At 62.2% G+C, this 19,325-nt stretch carries 16 protein-coding genes and 1 pseudogene; 9 read left to right on the top strand and 8 right to left on the bottom strand.

Annotated elements, in window-relative coordinates; all coding sequences use genetic code 11:
- Positions 1–66 precede the first annotated feature (66 nt).
- The 4 genes and pseudogenes from IFT55_RS17515 to rfbC all read right to left on the bottom strand — a co-directional run.
- Positions 67–276, bottom strand: a pseudogene (locus tag IFT55_RS17515) (sugar phosphate nucleotidyltransferase); the annotation flags it as partial.
- Entirely contained in the window at positions 273–1,160 is an 888-nt protein-coding gene (rfbD, locus tag IFT55_RS16045; protein WP_192093364.1) for a dTDP-4-dehydrorhamnose reductase, read from the bottom strand. The pseudogene IFT55_RS17515 and the gene rfbD, both read right to left, overlap by 4 nt.
- Positions 1,161–1,197: 37 nt before the next feature.
- Complete coding sequence (rfbB, locus tag IFT55_RS16040) at positions 1,198–2,250, bottom strand: dTDP-glucose 4,6-dehydratase (protein ID WP_192093363.1); 1,053 nt, start codon at positions 2,248–2,250, stop codon at positions 1,198–1,200.
- 10 nt (positions 2,251–2,260) lie between these two features.
- On the bottom strand, positions 2,261–2,863 hold the full coding sequence (gene rfbC / locus IFT55_RS16035) for a dTDP-4-dehydrorhamnose 3,5-epimerase (RefSeq protein WP_249403882.1): 603 nt from the start codon (positions 2,861–2,863) through the stop codon (positions 2,261–2,263).
- A 523-nt stretch (positions 2,864–3,386) separates the two neighbouring features.
- On the opposite strand from rfbC, the gene IFT55_RS16030 reads away from it, so the two are divergent.
- A complete protein-coding gene (locus tag IFT55_RS16030; RefSeq protein WP_192093362.1) occupies positions 3,387–3,542 on the top strand; it encodes an IS3 family transposase in 156 nt (51 codons plus the stop codon).
- 53 nt (positions 3,543–3,595) lie between these two features.
- Here IFT55_RS16030 and IFT55_RS16025 read toward each other — a convergent pair whose 3' ends face one another.
- The 4 genes from IFT55_RS16025 to IFT55_RS16010 all read right to left on the bottom strand — a co-directional run bounded on the left by IFT55_RS16025 (position 3,596) and on the right by IFT55_RS16010 (position 8,634).
- The gene (locus IFT55_RS16025) at positions 3,596–4,957 is read right to left on the bottom strand and encodes an endo-1,3-alpha-glucanase family glycosylhydrolase (protein WP_192093361.1); all 1,362 of its coding nucleotides are present in this window, start codon (positions 4,955–4,957) and stop codon (positions 3,596–3,598) included.
- Positions 4,958–5,021: 64 nt separating this feature from the next.
- Positions 5,022–6,164: an acyltransferase family protein gene (locus IFT55_RS16020; RefSeq protein ID WP_192093360.1), complete on the bottom strand. Its 1,143-nt coding sequence runs from the start codon at positions 6,162–6,164 to the stop codon at positions 5,022–5,024.
- A complete protein-coding gene (locus IFT55_RS16015) occupies positions 6,161–6,742 on the bottom strand; it encodes a methyltransferase domain-containing protein (RefSeq protein WP_192093359.1) in 582 nt (193 codons plus the stop codon). Before IFT55_RS16015 ends, IFT55_RS16020 begins: the two co-directional genes overlap by 4 nt.
- Positions 6,743–7,119: 377 nt before the next feature.
- Positions 7,120–8,634: a lipopolysaccharide biosynthesis protein gene (locus IFT55_RS16010; RefSeq protein WP_192093358.1), complete on the bottom strand. Its 1,515-nt coding sequence runs from the start codon at positions 8,632–8,634 to the stop codon at positions 7,120–7,122.
- Positions 8,635–9,264: 630 nt separating this feature from the next.
- Between IFT55_RS16010 and IFT55_RS16005 the strand changes: the two genes are divergently transcribed.
- The 8 genes from IFT55_RS16005 to IFT55_RS17810 all read left to right on the top strand — a co-directional run bounded on the left by IFT55_RS16005 (position 9,265) and on the right by IFT55_RS17810 (position 18,233).
- Positions 9,265–10,515 carry a glycosyltransferase family 4 protein gene (locus IFT55_RS16005; RefSeq protein ID WP_192093357.1) on the top strand — a complete coding sequence of 417 codons (1,251 nt, stop codon included), beginning with the start codon at positions 9,265–9,267 and terminating at the stop codon, positions 10,513–10,515.
- A gap of 117 nt (positions 10,516–10,632) precedes the next feature.
- Positions 10,633–11,928 carry a hypothetical protein gene (locus IFT55_RS16000; RefSeq protein ID WP_192093356.1) on the top strand — a complete coding sequence of 432 codons (1,296 nt, stop codon included), beginning with the start codon at positions 10,633–10,635 and terminating at the stop codon, positions 11,926–11,928.
- Between the two features lie 7 nt (positions 11,929–11,935).
- Positions 11,936–13,324 (top strand): O-antigen ligase family protein, encoded by a 1,389-nt coding sequence (locus IFT55_RS15995; protein WP_192093355.1) that lies wholly within the window; start codon positions 11,936–11,938, stop codon positions 13,322–13,324.
- The gene (locus tag IFT55_RS15990) at positions 13,266–14,078 is read left to right on the top strand and encodes a polysaccharide biosynthesis/export family protein (RefSeq protein WP_342029334.1); all 813 of its coding nucleotides are present in this window, start codon (positions 13,266–13,268) and stop codon (positions 14,076–14,078) included. The genes IFT55_RS15995 and IFT55_RS15990 overlap by 59 nt, the downstream gene beginning before the upstream one ends.
- A 14-nt stretch (positions 14,079–14,092) precedes the next feature.
- Complete coding sequence (locus IFT55_RS15985; protein ID WP_192093354.1) at positions 14,093–16,318, top strand: GumC family protein; 2,226 nt, start codon at positions 14,093–14,095, stop codon at positions 16,316–16,318.
- Entirely contained in the window at positions 16,318–17,535 is a 1,218-nt protein-coding gene (locus tag IFT55_RS15980) for a hypothetical protein (protein WP_192093353.1), read from the top strand. Before IFT55_RS15985 ends, IFT55_RS15980 begins: the two co-directional genes overlap by 1 nt.
- On the top strand, positions 17,532–17,921 hold the full coding sequence (locus IFT55_RS15975) for a hypothetical protein (protein WP_192093352.1): 390 nt from the start codon (positions 17,532–17,534) through the stop codon (positions 17,919–17,921). Before IFT55_RS15980 ends, IFT55_RS15975 begins: the two co-directional genes overlap by 4 nt.
- Before the next feature lie 216 nt (positions 17,922–18,137).
- Positions 18,138–18,233: a transposase domain-containing protein gene (locus IFT55_RS17810; protein ID WP_446740735.1), complete on the top strand. Its 96-nt coding sequence runs from the start codon at positions 18,138–18,140 to the stop codon at positions 18,231–18,233.
- The last annotated feature ends 1,092 nt before the right edge of the window (positions 18,234–19,325 follow it).

Below are 19,325 nucleotides of genomic sequence, written 5' to 3'. Positions count from 1 at the left end.
TCCATAACTGCCTCTGGCGATAATGTTATGAACGCCTTGCTAGCTATTCCGGTACGGAAGAACCACTGCCGAACCGTTACCAAACCGCCGGCGATAATTATCTGTATATCCGGGGCTAGAGATGATGAGGATCTCGTGGATACCCGCCAGTAGCTACGCCCACAGCGGATAATAGATCATCGGCTTGTCGTAAATCGGCAGCAGTTGCTTGTTCACCGCCAGCGTTGCGGAATGCAACCGCGTGCCGGAACCGCCGGCAAGAATGATGCCCTTCATGATGCGTGTCCGATCCGTTCGTCCAGAATGTCGCCCAAGGCCGCCTGCCAATCCCGCGGGACGATGCCATAGGCGTCCTGAAGGGCGCGGGTGTCGAGCAGCGAATTGGCCGGCCGCCGCGCCGGGGTGGGATAATCGGCCGTGGTGATCGGGGTGACGTCCGCCACTGGTCCGCCGCGCACCGCCGACTGCCGAAAGATTTCGGCGGCGAACCCGGCCCAGCTGACCGCGCCGGCATTGCTGAAATGAAAGGTCCCGGTGGGGGCCGTGCGGTCTTCGGACAGGCGCACCGCGATCGTCGCAAGCGCCCGCGCCAGATCGGCGGCACCGGTCGGCGATCCACGCTGGTCGTCGACTACGCCCAGCGTATCGCGCGTTTCCGCGAGCCGCAGCATCGTCGCGACGAAATTGCCGCCATGCGCCGACACCACCCACGCAGTGCGCACGATCGCATGGCGCACGCCGCTGGTCCGTACCGCCAGTTCGCCGCCCAGCTTCGACGCGCCGTAAACGCCCAGCGGCGCGACCGGATCATCCACCTGCCACGCGCCGTCCCGGTCGCCGGCGAAGACATAGTCGGTCGACACCTGCACCAGCGGAATGTCCGCGGCGACGCATGCCGCCGCGAATGCCGCCGGGGCCAGTGCGTTGGCCGTCCATGCCGCGACGACATCGCGCTCCGCCTTGTCGACGGCGGTATAGGCGGCGGCGTTGACCACCGCCGTCCATGGTTCGCGCGCGACCGTCGCCGTGATCGCCGCCGTGTTGGTCAGGTCAAGCGCGTCACGGTCCAGCGCCACCGCTTCCCATCCGGCGGGCCACGCGATCCGTGCCAGTTCGCGCCCCAGCTGGCCGGTCGCGCCGGTGACGAGGACGCGCTTCATCGCCGGCCCGACATGTCGACATGTCTGCGCGTCGACATCAGGCGGCGACCCCACGCCGTGCGGTCGCGTTGGCCGCGATCAGCGGACGCCACCAGTCCTCGTTCGCCAGATACCATGCGACGGTCTTGGCAATGCCGGTCTCGAACGTCTCCGTCGGTTGCCAGCCCAGTTCGTCGCCGATCCGCGACGCGTCGATCGCATAGCGTTTGTCGTGGCCCGGCCGGTCGGCGACATAGGCGATCTGCGTCGCATAGGATTGCCCGTCGGCACGCGGGCGCAGATCGTCGAGGATCGCGCACAGCGTCTGCACGACCTCCAGATTCTGTCGTTCGTTATGGCCGCCGACATTATAGGTGCGCCCCGGCGTGCCGCGTTCGAACACCGCATGCAGCGCCCGCACATGATCCTCGACATACAGCCAGTCGCGAACCTGATCGCCCTTGCCATAAACCGGCAGCGCCTCGCCATCCAACGCCTTGGCGATCATCAGCGGGATCAGCTTTTCGGGAAAATGATAGGGTCCGTAATTGTTTGAACAGTTGGTGATGAGCACCGGCAGCCCGAACGTATGGCCCCATGCGCTGACCAGATGGTCGCTGCCCGCCTTCGACGCCGAATAGGGCGAACGCGGATCATAGGGCGTTTCTTCGGTGAACAGCCCGGTATCGCCCAGCGAGCCATACACCTCGTCGGTCGAGATGTGATGGAAGCGGAACGCCGCCTTCGCCGCGTCGTCCAGCGTCAGCCAATAGGCCCGCGCCTCCGCCAGCATCGTATAGGTGCCGACGACATTGGTCTGCACGAACGCGCCCGGCCCGTCGATCGACCGGTCGACATGGCTTTCCGCCGCCAGATGGGTGACGACGTCGGGGCGGAAGTCGGCGATCGCCGCGCGCACCGCCGCCGCATCGCAGATGTCGCCCTGCACGAACCGGTAGCGGTCGCTGTCCGCGACGGGCGCGACGGTAGTCAGCGTGCCGGCATAGGTCAGCTTGTCGAAATTGAGCACCTCGTGCCCGCTATGTTCGATCAGGTGACGGACCAGCGCCGAACCGATGAAGCCGGCCCCGCCGGTGACGAAGATGCGCATGGGATGTCCTTCAGGCGAGGGGGAGGAGCGGACGGCCATCATAGGCGAACGGACTGTCGAACCCGGCCAGCGGCGGCTGCATCCCGTCCTTGGGCGACAGTTCGGGCCGCGTGCCGAGGGGCAGCGGCCAGTCGATGCCGACGCCGTCCCATGCGATCCCGCCATCCTGTGCCGGGGCATAGGTGTCCGAGCATTTATAGACGACCTCGCAATCGGGCTCCAGCGTCAGAAAGCCGTGCGCGAACCCGATCGGGATGAACAACTGCTCCCCGTTTTCGGCCGACAGTTCCGCCCCGACCCAGTGACCGAAGGTCGGCGATCCGCGCCGGATATCGACCGCGACGTCGAAGATCCGCCCGCGGATACAGCGCACCAGCTTGTCCTGCCCACGCGGCGGCACCTGGAAATGCAGCCCGCGCAACGTGTAGGCGGGAACGGACAGCGAGTGATTGTCCTGCACGAAGGTACAGGCGATGCCGAGCGCGGCGAAGGTATCGCGGTTATAGGTCTCGGTGAACCAGCCACGGGCGTCGCCATGGCGGCGGGGGCGGATGCGCTGGACGGGGGAGGTCATGCCGGCGGCATACCCATGCTTGAATTCAAGGGCAATCATGCAACAATCGGCGGATGCGCCAATTCCGATGATCTCGGCTCCCGGACCGTTCGATCCGTGTGATAGCGTCGGCACGGCGACAGAGTATGGAGCGGCGTTCGATATTTGTATCGGCGGTTGTTGGACGGTAACGCCGAAAAGGGCTGTTGCTTGGGAGATGGATATTGCTCCCTCGCCTCGGTCGACGCGGTTCTATCGGGCCGACCTAGCGAAATTGGCGTCAGGGTGGGGTGCGCCATTCGGTCGAGGATTGGCTGGCTAGGTTAGGCGAACCGCATGGCCGGCGTATTGCGCAGCGGGTATTGCAACTGGCGGGCCGCACTGAATGTATGGACTACGACGAACCTGTCGTTGCCCGGCGACGTTCGCGGGCTTCAGGTACGTCATCAGGGTCGGTACGGATCACCCGGGATGCACGCCGCGCGGCCGCCGGTGGCTATGTCGCTTACCTCGCGGTAATCGGCGCGACGCCGTCAATGCGCCGCACCGGCAACTGCTCCGATAATGCCCGACGGAGAAATTTTTGCACACTCTGAAGGTCGAACTTGTGCACCAGTGCCGATGGGCGATGCTGACGCCAGGCAGGCGCCTGCTTGGATACATTGAGGGCAACTACAACCGGCACCGCATGCACTCGGCCCTCGGATATCTCACCCCAGGCAAACCGGGCAGGGCATGACTGAAAACCAAGCGTGTCCACCAAACCGGGAGAGATTAGAACATCATTCGCCGCTATTCGAGGGGCACGGTGAATGCGACCATATTAAGCCGGTCGCTATTCGGTACGATCGCAAACCCCACTGGAGCACGCCAGTAACGCCGCAACCCGCGCGACGACAGGGCGATGGAGACATCACCACGAGCCATCGGCATGCGGAGGCTGGTCCGCCCCGCCGGGATGGCGAAGGTGCGGGTGCGGTCGCCGGCGTTGAGCGTCACTGATGTCGCGGCGGCGGCCTCGACGACCACGTAGAGCGTATCGGACAAGGTTTGCGTCCCTGCAGGACATGCGTACCTGTCCTTGATGCATCGCGATACCGGGTCGGGTCGGAAGGCAACGAACGCGCGGGTCGATCGGATCGTCGGCTTGCGCCCGCTCTTGTACCAGTCGATGAAGTACCGGCTTGCATCCAAGAAGCCGTCATGGGGGTTGCGCGGACCCCATTGTCCGGTATCCGCCTGCGCCCCCACCCCAAGCGGCCGTACATAGCTGCGCTCTTCCCAATCATTCCAAGTCACGATCTGTGCCCAAGTGGCACCGCCTTCGATCGCCGCCATCCACTGGCTGTCCAGCCCTGCGAAGCCGGCGTTGTCAAACACGCGGTTGTTGGTGTTGTGACCAAGATAATATGGAGTGATCGGAGCGATGTAGAACTTGCCAAGGCGTCGGGCAGCCAGCGCCGCGGCCCGGCTTACGTCGCCCAGCGTCCTTCCCGGTGCCGCTGCGCCGAACCAGGAATAGCCGGCCAGTTCTGGGTCATCGGTCAGGAAGCGCGCTACCAGTTCGGGACCGGGTGTCTCGTGTCCGCCCGATTCACCTTCGTCACGGGTGCTGACCATGTGTGGCACCAGCAGGATCGCTATACCCCGACGCTGTAGCAGCGCGCGCAGCTCCCGGTTCCACCGGTCCGAACTGGCGAAGGTAGAGACCACTGCCATGCCGTTCACCCGGAAATATGCGGGGTCCGTTCGATAGGTAGCAATGATGTCGGCACCTTCTGCCGGTGTAAGACCACCGGAGGGGTCGAGGGAAAAGAACAGTTTGAACTGCGTCGCGGTGGCACGGGCGGCGGCGAAAAAGTTTTTTGTATCAGACGCGTAGGATGGGTAACGTGTCCAGGCGCCTACATTCAGTACGAAGCCGTCGAGACCGGCATCGCGCGCGAGTGCGATTTCCTGGCCCAGTTGCGGCACCGAAACATTGGGCCCGTGGAGGGTGCAGCACATCACATAATGTGCAAAGACCCGTCGGGGGGGGGCTATCGCTTGTCTCGCGGCGGCCGGTATCAGGCGGACGCTTGCCTTCACCGCACCCCATGCCTGGCCGAACATCAGCGACATGACCACCAGCGACGGGAGCAATGCAGCCAGCATGATCCGTCCCGGACGCATCGCTGGCGATATTCCGATCATGTTCGCTACGGTCCGCTTGCTACAATCAGACCGCATTCACCCGTCCCGATGTGTTCGTCGGGACCGGATCCACACCCGGCCCCTCCCCATTGCGATAATGGCTGTCGCTGCGCAGGAACTGCTTTTCGACCAAGTGCCAGAGCGGAACGGATACGAGCACGGCAAGCGCGTAGCAGAACAGCAGGAGCAGCCACGGCCGATCTTCCAGCACGCGCAAGGCGACGAGGGTTTGGATGATGGGGAAATGCACGATGTAGATGCCATAGGAGAAATCGCCGTAGCGGCTCCAGTTTCCTAACCACGGCCCATAAGCAGCCCCGAGTACCAGCAGGCCAAGACCAACCGGACGCAGCAGCAATGGCAGGAAAAATTGCGAGGCGAGCAGGAGGAGCGCCCCTACCACGATCATCGGCAAGATAGGCAGCGCGCGTCGCTGAGCCAGATAATAAGCACCAGCGCCAACGCAGAAATAGGTTAGCTGGCCAGGCAACTGTTTGGCAAGCAGGTCGAAGAATGCATGCTGCGTGCGTTCAGCAAGCAGAAGCCCGAGCGCCATGTACAGTACCGACAGCAAATAAAGCGGAACGAGCACCCGAACCGCGCCCCAGCGCCGAACAGCCAAGACGATTAGTGGAACGGCAAGGTAAAAGGCGACTTCGACCTTGAGCGTCCAGAGCGAGCCATTGACCGCGGACATCGGATTGTCCTCGAACACGCCAGGCAGCGCAGGCAGCAAGAAATTCAGGAATGTCAGGTTGGCGACGAGATATTTAAGCGTCCCGGCACCCAGATACTCGCTCGCCGTGAGGCGGGTTAGCGCCAGCCCACCCGCTGCGCACAACAGGATCACCAGCAGATAGGCCGGATAGACCCGGCGCACCCGCTTGCCGAAATAGGAGCGCAGCGAACGGCTGCGCTCATAGCTTTGGACGATGAGCAGCCCGCTAATGACGAAGAAGGACTGCACCGCGATGTCCGACGAGATGTAGACATGAAGCGGCGCGAGCGCAGGATGGCCGGTTAGGACGCTAGCATGGACGAGCACGACCATGCTGGCGAACATGAACCGCGCGAGGTCCAGGTTGTTGCGCGACGGAAGACTGCTCGACGGTCGACGCTGCGCGACGGCCGCAGCCGTTGCCGTGCCGTCCGATGCGGATGTCGTCACGGAGCTGGCTGCTCGCCCGCCTGCGCTCCACCGGTGCCGGTAGCGATACCAAGCCGCGGCTTGTTGGCGCGCAGTTTGTAGTACATCGTCTTGCTGGGCATCATCCAGCACAACACCTGCTCGTACAGTTCGGGAAAGCGATTGGCGAAGATCTTTGGCAGCGCCTTCAGCGGGTTGCCGCGCGTCGGCAGGCCAAATGTCCGCTGCACCATTGTAAACATTCCGGAATGTGGCGTTTCGTAGGATGTTTCACCGGTGAACCGATCAAACGTAGTATAGGCAAAGAACGTCTTGTGCGTCGGATCCCGGTAGGCGTCCGGTCCCGAATAATGGGGCACCCAGACCTCAAGGATGCCACCGGGCTTGAGAATCCGATACAGTTCGACCACAGTCTTTACGACGTCGTCGACATGCTCAAGCGAAGACTTGCTGACGATTGCATCGAAACTGTCGTCGGCAAAGGGATAGGGGAAGACGTCGAAGTCATGAATCACATCGACCCCGGACCCGGGATAGATGTCCATGCCAACATAGCCCGGTTCTTTCGTCTGGCCGCAGCCGAAATCAAGTTTGCTCACTGGCGTTCTTCCATTCGTCGATTCATGGGTCAGGTCGGGCGACACGGTCGGAAAAGCGGTTTGCACCAGCGTTGGTAAAAAACCGTCAGCCAGCCTGTCGGCGCCGATAGTCCGCGTCCAGGGTAGGAACGAGGACCGCTGTACGCGCGAAGATATCAGCCGACACGGCTTTCCTCCCGACCTGCATGTTCGGCCGAGCCGATCGCGAACACCATGTCCATAATTAGCAAAGCATCCACGGGGTCGCGCCCAAAGAGAACAAGGATAGAGTCCGTCGCCGCCAAGGCGACTTTCCGATCGAAAGATCGGGACCCGCGTCCAAGAGCGAATACCCTTGGCCGCGCAATCCCGTCAACCCGGCCGACCGATCGGCCAATCTATCGACCGTGGTGATCCGCTTCACCGTCGGCGGGAGGTACGTGCCTTGCAAACCTCGCAAATCCCGTCATCCGCAACACCTCTCCCAGATCGTGCAGGACGAACGCGCGGGTCGCGGGCAGCATGGCCGCCAACGCTACCCCGGCACTGATACCGAACAGCGCCGTCGGAAGGAGTGTCGCCAGGCCGCCCGGCAGCATGTGGTGAACAAGCGAATGGGCCAGCGCAGCGGCGACGGCGACGGCGACGGCGACGGCCAGCGACGGCAGACAGGCCCCAACCTGATCGCGGATGCCCACGTGCCGCGATCGTGCCAGCAGGACCACCCCCAGCGGCACGGAAATCCCCAAAGATGCGATCGAAAAGCCTGCCGCGGCCGCAGTCAGCCCGAACGGAAGTCCCAGCATCACGCCGCCGGCACGCGCAAGCACATCGATGAGAGCCCAGTTGCGCAAAGTGGCCGATCGCTCGATCGCGATCAGTGCGGGCGCCACGATTCCGGTGACACCGTGCGCGGCCAGGGCCGGAGCGAGCCAAGCGAGGATACGGCCGGATTCTACCCAGCGGGGTCCGAGTATGAAAAGCACGAGATCATACGCAACAAACGGCAATGCCGCTGCTAGAACGAAGAATATGAGACTCATGCGCTGCAGACATCCCAGATAGATCTGGCGGTAGCGTTGCGTATCGCCCTGGTGCTTGCTCAAGAGCACCAACAGGACTTGCGTGACCGACGACAAGATGAGCTGGTAGGGCAGCATGAATATCTGCTGCGCGCGGTAAAAAAGACCGAGCGCACCCGGTCCGCGCCAATAGCCGATCATGATCTGTGCAACGTTGGTCGAAAGGTAGGTCAGTACCGAATAGATGGTGACGTCCATTCCTGGCCGGAGGAATGCGCGCGCGCGGTCGCGTCGCAGGCCGTGCTGCGGCCGCCAGGGATGGGCAAGATAAATGCTGAGGCTGTGCGTCACCGATTGCGCGATGGAACCGACGACAATCGCCCACGCATCCTGTCGCACCATCGCCGTAAGGACGCTTGCCACCAGATTTGCGGTCAGGCCGAGGGCATCACTTCGTGCAACCGCTCCAAACGCCATCTCGCGGCGCAGTTGCGCGTCATGCTGACCGGTCAGGCCCGAGATGAACAGGCTGAGGGCAGCACCACACAACAGCGGCGTGAGGCGGGGCTGTCCGTAGAAATACGCGAGTAGCCCGGAGGTCGCGATTACGAGCACGGTGAGGAACACAGTCAGCAACAGGTTCAGCCAGAACAGTGTCGACTGATCCTCGGCGTCAAGGCTCGATCGCTGCATCACCACCAAGGCAAGGCCGAAGTCGCGAAACAGGGTGATGAAAGCGACGACCGTCATTGCCATCGCCGCCAGACCGAATTCGTCGGGTGGCAGCAGGCGCGCGAGCGCCGCAAGCGAAATCAACCCGACAACGACGCCCCAGATGCGCATCGCGGAAAGCGCGACCATCCCGTGTGCCGCACTGCGTGCCCTGCTCATGCCGATTGCCCTATCGTAGTTCGGCCGCGCAGCACGATACCGGCGCGGCCTAGAACGCCACCCTGTAAGATCATCGATCCTATCCGCGACTTAAAAGGCGGATCTGCGGATGAGGAGTACGCGAAAGGTCGCAGTGATGGGCGCGATGTCGCGCCAGATCGACCAGGAATCAATGTAACCCAGATCCCTGCAGATGAAACATTCGACCAAACTAGAAAATACTCGCGAAATAATACCCGCGACAAATGCAACCGCATCGATTTGCACTAATGCAATATAGATCTTGAATAAGAAACCTTTGCACGATTGCTTGTCGAATACCGCCTTAGCATTCGAACCGGCACCCATCCGCTCCCGGAACGCGGGACTTGGGTATACCAAGTTCATATTCTTCCACTTCACTAAGTCGATACGCACCGAAAGCGATGCAATACATCCGCAAATTTGGCCAGATCGCCACTTGAACGCAAGAGCAGACGAGGTCAATGGCGTATTGCAGTTGCCGGCACTTTCGGGCAGATGAACTATGCTGAGGGTTACCCCCTCCCTGGTTTAGGTCGCAGTTCATTGCACCTCTCTTCCGCTTGGGCGTTCGCGCAAGCTCGATGACAAAGGCAGTAACGCCCTTCTATGCCCCACTCCCCGAATAAGCGACTGCCGCGTTACGATGTCGTTACGATCGGCGCGCGCGATTATTATCAGGTCGCGATCGCACTGGAAAAGGCGGGGCGCCTGCATAAGGCGGTCACCGACTTCTACACGCCCGACTGGCTGCGCCATCGGATTAGCAAGCGGTGGAACGAACGACTGTCCTCCCGTTATGCCAGATCGTTCTGGCCTACGGCGCTGCTGTCGGCGCTGCTCAAGCCGGGATTACACAACCGGGCACGCAAGCGCTGGGTAGATGACCTGTTCGGTTTCGTCGCGGCGATCCTGTGCTTCCTGGGACCCAACCGGGCTATTGTCTATTCCTATTTTCTGCACGGATTCACCAGCTTCTACCGAATGATCGGGCGTCGACCCGACGCGCTCATTTGTTTCCAGGTTCATCCGACCCCTTGGTTCATCCACCGCGTCATCGCCGCCGACGTCGCGGCATTCTCGTCAATCCGCCCCATCCGGTTCCTAGAGGATTTCGAGGACATACTAGATGAAAAGGACATAGCCGACGTCCGGCGTGCGCTCGCGATGTGCGATCGCGTCATCTGTGCGAGCGGCGTAACCCGGCGGAGCGTCGAGGAAGGCACCGATCTCGCGCTGCCATTCGACATCATACCCTACGGAAGCAAGCTGCTGGAGCATTCGGACGTCGACCCAAGCCGGTTCTGGGGCGCGGAGCGACGGATACGGCTCCTCACTGTATGCCAGTTGACGCAGCGCAAGGGAATGCACTGGGCCTTCGAAGCGCTGAAGCGACTGCCCCCGGAGATCCGCGACCGGTTCGAGCATGTCATCGTCTCCCATGTCGGCGATCCCGTCATCGCCGACATGGTTGCCCCCGGTACGCGGATGCTGCAGCGACTGACGGAGGCCGAGCTTTCCGCGTTAATGGCGAGCGCGGACCTGTTCCTTATGCCATCGGTGATCGAGGGCTTTGGCCTCGTCTACGTCGAGGCGATGTCTGTGGGCACGCCGATCGTCTGGACCGAAAACACCGGCCCGGCCGACATGTGCAGGGACGGCGTCCATGGTTACCAGGTTGCGCCGTCATCGCTGGAGGCGACGGACGCGCTCCTCCGCCGGATTGCGGCCGAACCCACAGCACTGGCGGCGATGCGGGCCGACTGCCTCGCCATAGCCAGAAAACTGAACTGGGACGCCTTCACCGACGGCGTTCGTGCCTCCGTCGCGGCGCTGGACCGGCAGCCCACAGGTGGATGAACGTACTGCGCGCCCCAACCCCCCGCGTGGACAGGCTGGCGGTGTCCTGATAGTCGGCGGTCCAGGTAAAGATGTGCGTTCAGTGTTGCCAAAGGGCACGATTTTTGGATTAGGTCGATGACCCTCCTGCTTATTGTGGCGATCGTCGCTGCCCATGCCTGGCTGACAATGACGGCCCCGACAATGCACCGGCCCTTCCTGGGCGTGCTGCTGTTTTGTCACGCTTATGTTTGCCTTGGCGGAACTTGGTACTGGATATATCAGAAGAACACCTATTTCGTCGGCACCATGTGGGGCGCGGCACGGTTAAACGAGGCGGCGCTGACCCTGTCGTCTGCGACGCTACTGATGGCGTTGACTGTCTGGGTGGTTTCGCGCCGGACGCCATCGACGATGGTCGTCACCGACCGCCTCAGTCCGGATCCCCTGCGGTCCGTCATCCCGGCCGAAATGCTCTTCGCTATCGGCGTGCTGGCGGCTCTTTACGTCATCCAAGGCGGCGCCGCGAGCGCCCGCGCCGCACTCAACGGCGAAGCCAGCTATTTTCTCATCGCCTTCCAGTTCGCGGACATGATGATCCCAGCATGGCTGTACATGCTCGCACGCCGCGGGTTCACCGGTCCCGTCCTGGCACGCTTTGCCTTCTTGGTATTTTATACGATCTTCACCGGGCTTCGATACAAGCTAGCGCTGCTTGCGATTCCCATCGTGGTCTTCATGTTCCTGAAGGAACGGAGCGTTGCCAAACGGATTGGACTGACCGCGGGTTTTAGCGCTGCGGTATTCACCCTGTTCACCGTGATGACGCTCTACAGATCAAAATTTTCCGGGATCGACTTTACACAGCGCGCCCCGACTACAGATCCACTGTTCGGAATATTTGCGGAGTCCAACGTCCTGTTCGGGCTCACATCCGTGATCCGCACCTATATCTACCGCGGCGTGACTTATCCGCTGTCCCCAATCATCGACAGCATTTCCGGACTCGTCCCGCGCGTACTGATGCCGACGCGCATGGTCGGCGAATATCGGAAGGGCGCTATTCACGGGCTGCTGACCAACGAGGGTTTCCGGTCGGGCACGACATATCCGGTCGTCGGCGAATTCGCGATCATGGGCGGATGGGCCGGGATCGCGATCGGCTCCATCCTGTTCGCGTTCGTCTATCTGTTTCTGCACAGGCTCGTTCGAAAGCTCGCGCCGTCGACCGCGCATCTTATCGTCGGCATCGCGATGGTGGCCGGGTTCGTCGGCTACTACAATTATTCGCGTGGTTACCTGCCCCAGATCACCAAGGGTTATATCTTCATCATGATCCCGTATCTCGTACTGTGCCGCCTGGCCTGGCGGCGCCCGCAAGCAGGCAGGTCGTCCTATGCGGTCGGGTTCCCGACTAGCAACCGGGTTGCCTGAGGCGGCTATGGCCAGACATCGTTCCGATCCCCTGACAAGACCGGGCCTGTATGCGATCCTGCTGGGCCTGTTTCTGTGTACCCTCTGGATCGCAGGCGGCGCATCGCGGGCCGATGCTCTGGGCCAGGTGGTGGTGCGGAGCGCCGCGGCGATTGTCTTGGCGGTAGCGGCGTTGTTCGGCAATCGTCCTGCGCTTCGGCCTGTCCGACCAGTAGCCCTGTTGTTGGTTGCCGCACTGTCGCTCGCGCTGCTCCAGCTCGTGCCGTTGCCGCCGGACATATGGCTGGCACTGCCGGGGCGTGCCCCGTTTGCGGAAGCGGCGGCCGCAAGCGGCCAACCCCAACCGTGGCGACCATGGTCGATCGTGCCGGGAGCCACGGCCAATTCTGTTGCCGCCCTGATCGTTCCCATCACCACCCTAATCCTGGTTGCCGGCCTGCGGGACCATGAGCGCCGCTGGCTGCCGGGCATGATGCTCTGCTTGATCGTCGCCGCGACCTTGATCGGGCTGCTGCAATTCTCCGGGGCCGGCTTCGACAACCCGTTCGTCAACGACGACCTGGGACAGGTTGCGGGCACCTTCGCCAATTATAATCATTTCGCGCTGCTGCTTGCGATGGGCTGCTTGTTGGCGCCGGTCTGGGGGTTTTCCAATGGCGGATCGCCAGGATGGCGCGCGGCGGTCGCAGCAGGTCTGCTGATATTGTTCACACTGACCGTATTGGCCAGCGGGTCGCGCGCCGGAACGGCTTTAAGCGGGATAGCGCTCGTGATCGGCCTGGTCCTCGTGCGGCGTCCGATCAGTCAGGCGCTTTCCCGCTATCCGCGTTGGGTGTTCCCGGCGATGGTCGCGGCGATTATCGGGCTGATCGCGATCCTCGTTCTGGTCAGCATCGCAAGCGATCGAGCAATTTCGATCAACCGGGCGATTACCGTCGATCCGTGGCAGGACATGCGCCGCCGCGGTCTACCGACCGTATTGGAGATGGTTCGTACTTATTTCCCGTTCGGTACGGGACTTGGCAGCTTCGACCCGCTGTTCCGCATGCACGAGCCGTTCGACCTCCTGAAGCCGACGTATTTCAACCACGCGCACGACGACCTGCTGGAGATCGTCCTAGACGCCGGATTGCCTGGCTTGCTGTTGCTGCTGGCGGCCCTCGCCTGGTGGGGCCGTTCGAGCCTCCGCGCATGGCGTGCCGGGCCGGCAATGCGCCACGCCCTGCCGCGGCTTGGGTCGGCAATGCTGCTGCTCGTCCTGCTAGCCAGCGTGATCGACTATCCCGCCCGAACACCGATCATGATGGCCCTGATCGTCATCGCGGCCGTATGGCTGGGTGACCGCAACGGCGGACGTTCGACGCCAGCTTTACCTGAGCCGGACCAACACTTATAGGCTGCCGGCTTCTCCCTTCACCCGGAAACGTCTCGAACGTATGCGTACAACTTCTGCCGTCCTGCTGTTCGCGACCCTGCTGTCCGCTTGCGCCGACCGGGTTCCGCTCGAGACGACCTCCAACCTGACGGTCGTATCCGAAAGCGGGGTATTGCCCGCACCGACCCGGAACGATCTCGTCGCGGCCGACCGACCTTCGCTGATCGGCCCGCTCGACACGATCAAGGTCGACGTGTTCAACGTGCCCGATCTGGAGCGGGAAATGCAGGTGGACGCCAGCGGGCGCATATCGATGCCGCTTGTCGGGACAATCAAGGCAAGCGGCAGCACGGCCGAGGAACTGTCCAGCGCGATCGCAGCGGCGTTGCGTGGACGCTACGTCCGGGACCCGCAGGTCACCGTCAACATCACCAGCTCGGTAAGCCAGGTGGTGACGATCGACGGACAGGTGGTCGAGCCGGGGCTGTATCCGGTGACTAACCAGATGACTTTGATGCGCGCCATCGCGTCAGCCAAGGGAATGTCCGAATTCGCCCGGCAGGACGACGTCGTCATCCTGCGTACCGTTAACAATCAGAAGATGGCAGGATTGTACAATGTCGCTGCCATCAGGCGCGGTGCGTACGACGACCCACAAGTCTATGCCAACGACGTGATCGTCGTGGGCGATTCTCCACAGCGTCGCCTGTTCCGTGATGTCGCCTCGGTCGCTCCGATCCTTGCAGCGCCGCTCATCGCAATCTTGCAGAATTAAAGGCTGTTCCCGCAATGAATCTGGTTGCATCCAACCTGCGCGACGGTAGCCAGGTCGGGCCGCTAATCGCGGACCCTTCGGCGGGTGACGCCAACCACACCTCGTTCCTTCGTCAATATCTGCGGATTGCGATGCGGTGGCGTTACGTCATCCTTGGCGTAATCGGTGCCTGCGTTCTGCTCGGGCTGGTCATCACGCTGCTGACGACACCCAAATACACCGCCGAAGCTACGGTTGAAATCGCGCGCGAATCGAACAAGGTCACCGAATTCCAGGGCGTCGAGAGCGAAGCAGGCCTTGCCGACCAGGAATTCTACGAAACCCAGTATGGCCTGCTGCGTTCGCGCTCGCTGTCTGAGCGGGTGGCGGTCCAGCTACGGTTGGTCGACGATCCCAAATTTTTCGCGTTGTTTGACGTATCGGACGACGCCGATCCAGCATTCCAACTGACCAACGGTCGCTATCCCGCATCCGGGCTAGCGACCAGACGGCGGGTCGCCGGGGAGGTTCTGCTAGAGAACCTTGCCATCGCGCCGACACAGTTGTCGCGGTTGGTCGATATCCGATTCACCAGCCCCGATGCCACATTCTCTGCGCGCGTCGCCAATGCATGGGGCGATAATTTCATTCAGACCAATCTGGAGCGCAAGGTCCAGGCGACCTCCTATGGCCGCAACCTGCTTGAACGCCAGCTTGCGCAGCTTAAGGAACGACTGGACGAATCCCAGCGCCAGCTCGTGGGTTACGCATCAGCGCAGCGTATCATCAACCTGCCGGCGCAATCGAACAACGACGGCAAGACGACGTCCGAGCGGTCGATCGTCGCCGATGATCTGGCCGCGCTCAACACTGCTTTGTCGCAAGCGACGGCGGATCGCATCCAGGCCGAAGCACGCTATCAGCAGGGCGGTCGGGCCGGTGCCTCAACCGAGGCGTTGCGCAACGTGGCGATTAACGGCCTGCGCCAGAAGCGTGCCGAACTGGCGGCCGAATATCAGCGGCTGATGACGCAGTTCGAACCCGAATACCCCGCCGCCAAAGCGATCCAGTCCCAAGTCGATCAGCTCGACAGCTCGATCGCCAGGGAAGAAGGCCGGGTATCTCGGTCGGTTCAGGCTGACTATGGCGAGGCGCGCGAGCGCGAGCGTGCGCTTCAGGCCAAAGTTGAGGAACTCAAGTCGAGCTATCTCGACCTGCGCCGCCGCAGCATCCAGTACAACATTTATCAGCAGGAGGTTGATACCAACCGCGCCCTGTACGACGGGGTGTTGCAGCGCTTCAAAGAAATCGGGGTCGCCGGGGGCGTCGGTGTGAACAACATCTCGATCGTCGATCCTGCTGACGTACCCGAAGATCCGTCCAGCCCACGACTGCTGGTAAACCTTCTTATATCGTTGCTGGCGGGACTTGGCTTAGGTACGTTGCTTGCCTTGGCGCTCGAACAGATTGACGAAGCCATCGCCGATCCGGCCGAGGTCGAACGACGTCTTGGAATGCCGCTGCTTGGCGTGGTACCGAAGGTAGACGGTGGTTCTCCGAAGGATGCCCTGCTCGATCGCAAGTCCGACCTGTTTGACGCCTATCTGGCGGTCCAGACCAACCTGGCGTTCACGACAGAGCACGGCGTACCGCGATCACTTGCCATTACTTCGACCAAGCCATCGGAAGGCAAGTCGACCACCGCGCTGGCACTGGCGACGACACTTGCCCGTTCGCAACGCCGGGTCATTCTGGTCGACGGCGACATGCGGTCGCCTTCGGTTCACCAGTTGGGTGGCGTCGACCACAACCGGGGGTTGAGCAACTTTCTGGCCGGCGACGACGACATTGGTTCGCTCATCTTCTCGATGAACGATCTTAGCCTTACCGCTATGTCGGCGGGGCCGATCCCACCCAACGCAGCCGAACTGCTGACCGGCAACCGCCTTGCCATTCTGATCGATCGTCTACTCGAGAACTACGACCATGTGGTGATCGATTCACCGCCGGTCATGGGACTAGCGGACGCTCCGTTGATCGCGAATCGAGTAGAAGGAGTCATTTTCGCGGTGGAATCGCATGGCACCCGCTCGACCATGGTCAAGACCGCCCTCGCCCGTCTCGCCAGTGCGAACGTACGCGTGATCGGTGGCGTCCTGACCAAATTCGAGGCGAGCAAAGCGCATCACGGCTACGGCTATGACTATGGCTATGGCTATGGGAAGGACACGCGCGCCGATGAAAAGGCTGCGCACAACTGATGCCCCAGGTCGGCTCCCTGTCGCAGCGTTCTGCACGCGAATGGATCGTTCGCGGACTCCTGGCAGTCGCAGCAGTCGCAGGGGGCTATGTCGGCGCCACCGGGTCGCTCGCGTACATGGTGCGGCAGGGAGACGTCGTGACCGGGCATGCGCTTGCTCCGAATGACGGTCGCGTCACCGCCGCGTTTGCCAGAACGCTGACCGGCATCGATGCAAGCAATGCGGAACGCGTACGTGCCAACGCACTGGCACGCACCGCACTACGGCAGGATCCAACCGCCGTCGCGGCAGTGTCGACGTTGGGGATCGCCGCTCAGTTGCGCGGCGACGCGATCAGTGCTCGCCGGTTGCTGGCTTATGCCAACGTACTATCGCGGCGCGACCTAGAAACGCAGCTATGGGCAATCGAGGATGCGGTCGGTCGCAACGATATACCCGGGGCGCTCCACCATTACGACATCGCGCTGCGAACGTCGCCGGGTGCGGGGGAACTGTTATTCCCGGTGTTGGCCAAAGCCGGGAGCAATGCTGACATCCGCACAGCGCTGGTCGCGACGCTGGCCCGCAAGCCGATCTGGAGCGAAGCCTTCATCAATCGAGTTGCGGCCGGTGCGGCCGATGCGCACGAGGCCGCCATGCTGTTCGGCGCACTTGGCAAGGCGGGCGTCCCCCTCCCGGAAGGAGCAAAGGCAGCGACGGTCGGCGCGCTCATTCGTGCCGGCGCAGTCGAGAACGCGTGGGCCTATTACACGACGATCCGGCGCGGTGTGGATCGCCGCCGCTCACGCGATCCGCGCTTTACCGCGAACCTCGTCATTCCCTCTGCGTTCGACTGGACGCCGGTTTCGGAAGCTGGCGGCATAACCTCTATCCAAGACGGAACCGTCAGCTTCGCCTTGCCATCGAGCGTCGGAGGTATGCTGCTGCAGCAGATGCAGTTGCTTACGCCGGGCATCTACCGGGTTGAAGGGCATAGTCGCGGGATAGAGCAAGCCAACGACGCACTCCCCTACTGGACGCTGAAGTGCTGGCACGGTCGCGAACTGGGTCGCGTGGTTCTACCGCGTTCGACAGAACGGAGCGGCAACTTCGCGGGCAACTTCCGTGTCCCGGCGGATTGCCCGGTACAGACGCTTGCATTGGTCGGACGCGCTTCCGACACGGTTGCGGGGCTCTCGGGAGAGCTCGACCGCGTGCAGTTGGCTCCAGCGTTGTGAAGACTGCGGTTTCCGGACACCTTGTGATCCGCCGGGTAATTCTGTCCGTCATCTGCCTGCTGTTGGCGGCACCGGTCGCGGCGCAGGCCCAGATCGTGCCCGAAGGCGACCTGCCGGCACCGGATGAGAACGAAGTGCTGCGGCCTAGGGTGGAACCGGCGCGGGCCGGTCGGGTGGCCCCTTCGACAGTCGGCGAAGCCGGCCAGCGTCAGACCGAAACGGAGGGGATCACACCGCTGTCGAGGATCGACAGCCGTATCCAGAACCGTGTCCAGTCCCGCATTCGCAACCGGATCGACCGCAACTACGACCCACAGGCGAATACTGTGTCGCCATTTGCCGTCGCTGAAGAACGGTCGCGGACCGTCATTCGTCCTCGCCGCTGAATGATTGCGTAGCGCTGCCCCTAGACTGCTTATTAGGGAAAGTCAGGTATGACTTGCCCTCCGTTTTCCTCCAATTGGAGCTACTGCCTCCGACCCGTCAATTTCGGCCGCGAGAACTACCTGTTCGCCGGCTCCGACAAGGACGGTGAGCGGGCAGCGGCGATCTGCACACTCATCCAGACCGCCCGGCCCAACATCGTCGACCCCGAAGCCTGACTGCGTGACGTGCTTACCCACATTGCCGATGGGCATCCGGCGAACCGCATGACGAAGTTGACGCCTTGGAAGTACGGGCAGCGCACCAACTCGTGAGGAACGATGTGTCAAAGCCCTTGCTCCACGTTCTGTTTAACCCGTCTGGCGCAGGAACACTGCGCCAGATCTTGGCTCAACGGCGCGGGAACGAGGTCGAGCCGACCAGGTCGCGTGCCCGTTCAATGGTTTCAGCTTTGGGCCGGCCGGGGCTGGCGACGCCGTCAGGGTCGCATGGGTCGAGGATGAACGGGGTTTCGCCGCTTGGGACCGCGTGGTGGTCGATACGTGGCCATTCCTTGAAGCATCCGGATCGAACGAAGTCTTGCCGGTCGCCTGAATCTGGCGTCGTGATACCCGGAGCTATGCCGGTTTCCCCTGGTGGCTTTCTCACCTCGACGATGCGCGCTGCAAGATGATCGACGTTACCCACCTGATGGTAGGCGGTGCGGGAACAGATACCGCACCGTGGCTGGCGATCAGCCCCTTGGCCCTCGCGCCTTAAAAGATGGCGCGACTGCTCAACATCCAGAGCGCCCTCGCCGCGATAGAACAGGAGAAGTACCGGGCTTGATGGAAGCAGTTGCTCATCGACAATGGACCGCTTCGTGTTGCGGACCGGGACGGCTAGCTGACCTCGGCACCGATCAGCTATTTTGACTCTCTTTTACTCTCATGCCCGCATCATTGGGGAAGCGCTCGCCAGCTCTCTGGCCGATCGTGTGCATCAGACAGGCGATCTGGTCCTCTACGGTCGCGCGTGCGTGCTCGCTGAAAGCGGTTCGCTTGAACGACGCGGTAATCTCTCGACCGCACAGCCCGGTCGTAGCCCTGCACCGCGCAATGCCTCTCGCCCGCCCCGCCTTGCACAGACGAAAAGCGTAGTCCACGCGAACGAACGGAGGACACGACGCAAGGCTTCCGTTCCGGCAGCGTGCGCTTTGTGCATTCCCAGGCGATCCAGCCAACAGCGTAAAAAGTGCCGTCGACCGGATTCTCGACCTTTACCAGCCGTGCGAATCCTCCAATAGCTTGACCAACGCAGGGATCGGTTCAGATTGACCAAGAACCGTTCGAGGCTTTGGTCGACAAACGACAACGCCGCCCCGAGGGGCGGCGTTTGGCGTTGCGAATGGTGTTGGTTGCGGGGAC

Origin of the sequence: Sphingomonas sp. CFBP 13720 (assembly GCF_014842075.1) — a bacterium.
Taxonomy (GTDB): domain Bacteria; phylum Pseudomonadota; class Alphaproteobacteria; order Sphingomonadales; family Sphingomonadaceae; genus Sphingomonas.
The sequence above is the reverse complement of the archived record's forward strand: the minus strand, read 5'-3'. Positions and strand labels throughout refer to the sequence as shown.

Coding starts and splice junctions, on each gene's coding strand:
- IFT55_RS16010 (WP_192093358.1), bottom strand. CDS start 8,634: ATGAGCAGGGCACGCAGTGCGGCACACGGGATGGTCGCGCTTTCCGCG.
- IFT55_RS16025 (WP_192093361.1), bottom strand. CDS start 4,957: ATGCTGGCTGCATTGCTCCCGTCGCTGGTGGTCATGTCGCTGATGTTC.
- IFT55_RS15995 (WP_192093355.1), top strand. CDS start 11,936: ATGGCCAGACATCGTTCCGATCCCCTGACAAGACCGGGCCTGTATGCG.
- IFT55_RS15980 (WP_192093353.1), top strand. CDS start 16,318: ATGCCCCAGGTCGGCTCCCTGTCGCAGCGTTCTGCACGCGAATGGATC.
- rfbD (WP_192093364.1), bottom strand. CDS start 1,160: ATGAAGCGCGTCCTCGTCACCGGCGCGACCGGCCAGCTGGGGCGCGAA.
- IFT55_RS15985 (WP_192093354.1), top strand. CDS start 14,093: ATGAATCTGGTTGCATCCAACCTGCGCGACGGTAGCCAGGTCGGGCCG.
- rfbB (WP_192093363.1), bottom strand. CDS start 2,250: ATGCGCATCTTCGTCACCGGCGGGGCCGGCTTCATCGGTTCGGCGCTG.
- IFT55_RS16000 (WP_192093356.1), top strand. CDS start 10,633: ATGACCCTCCTGCTTATTGTGGCGATCGTCGCTGCCCATGCCTGGCTG.
- IFT55_RS16005 (WP_192093357.1), top strand. CDS start 9,265: ATGCCCCACTCCCCGAATAAGCGACTGCCGCGTTACGATGTCGTTACG.
- rfbC (WP_249403882.1), bottom strand. CDS start 2,863: ATGATTGCCCTTGAATTCAAGCATGGGTATGCCGCCGGCATGACCTCC.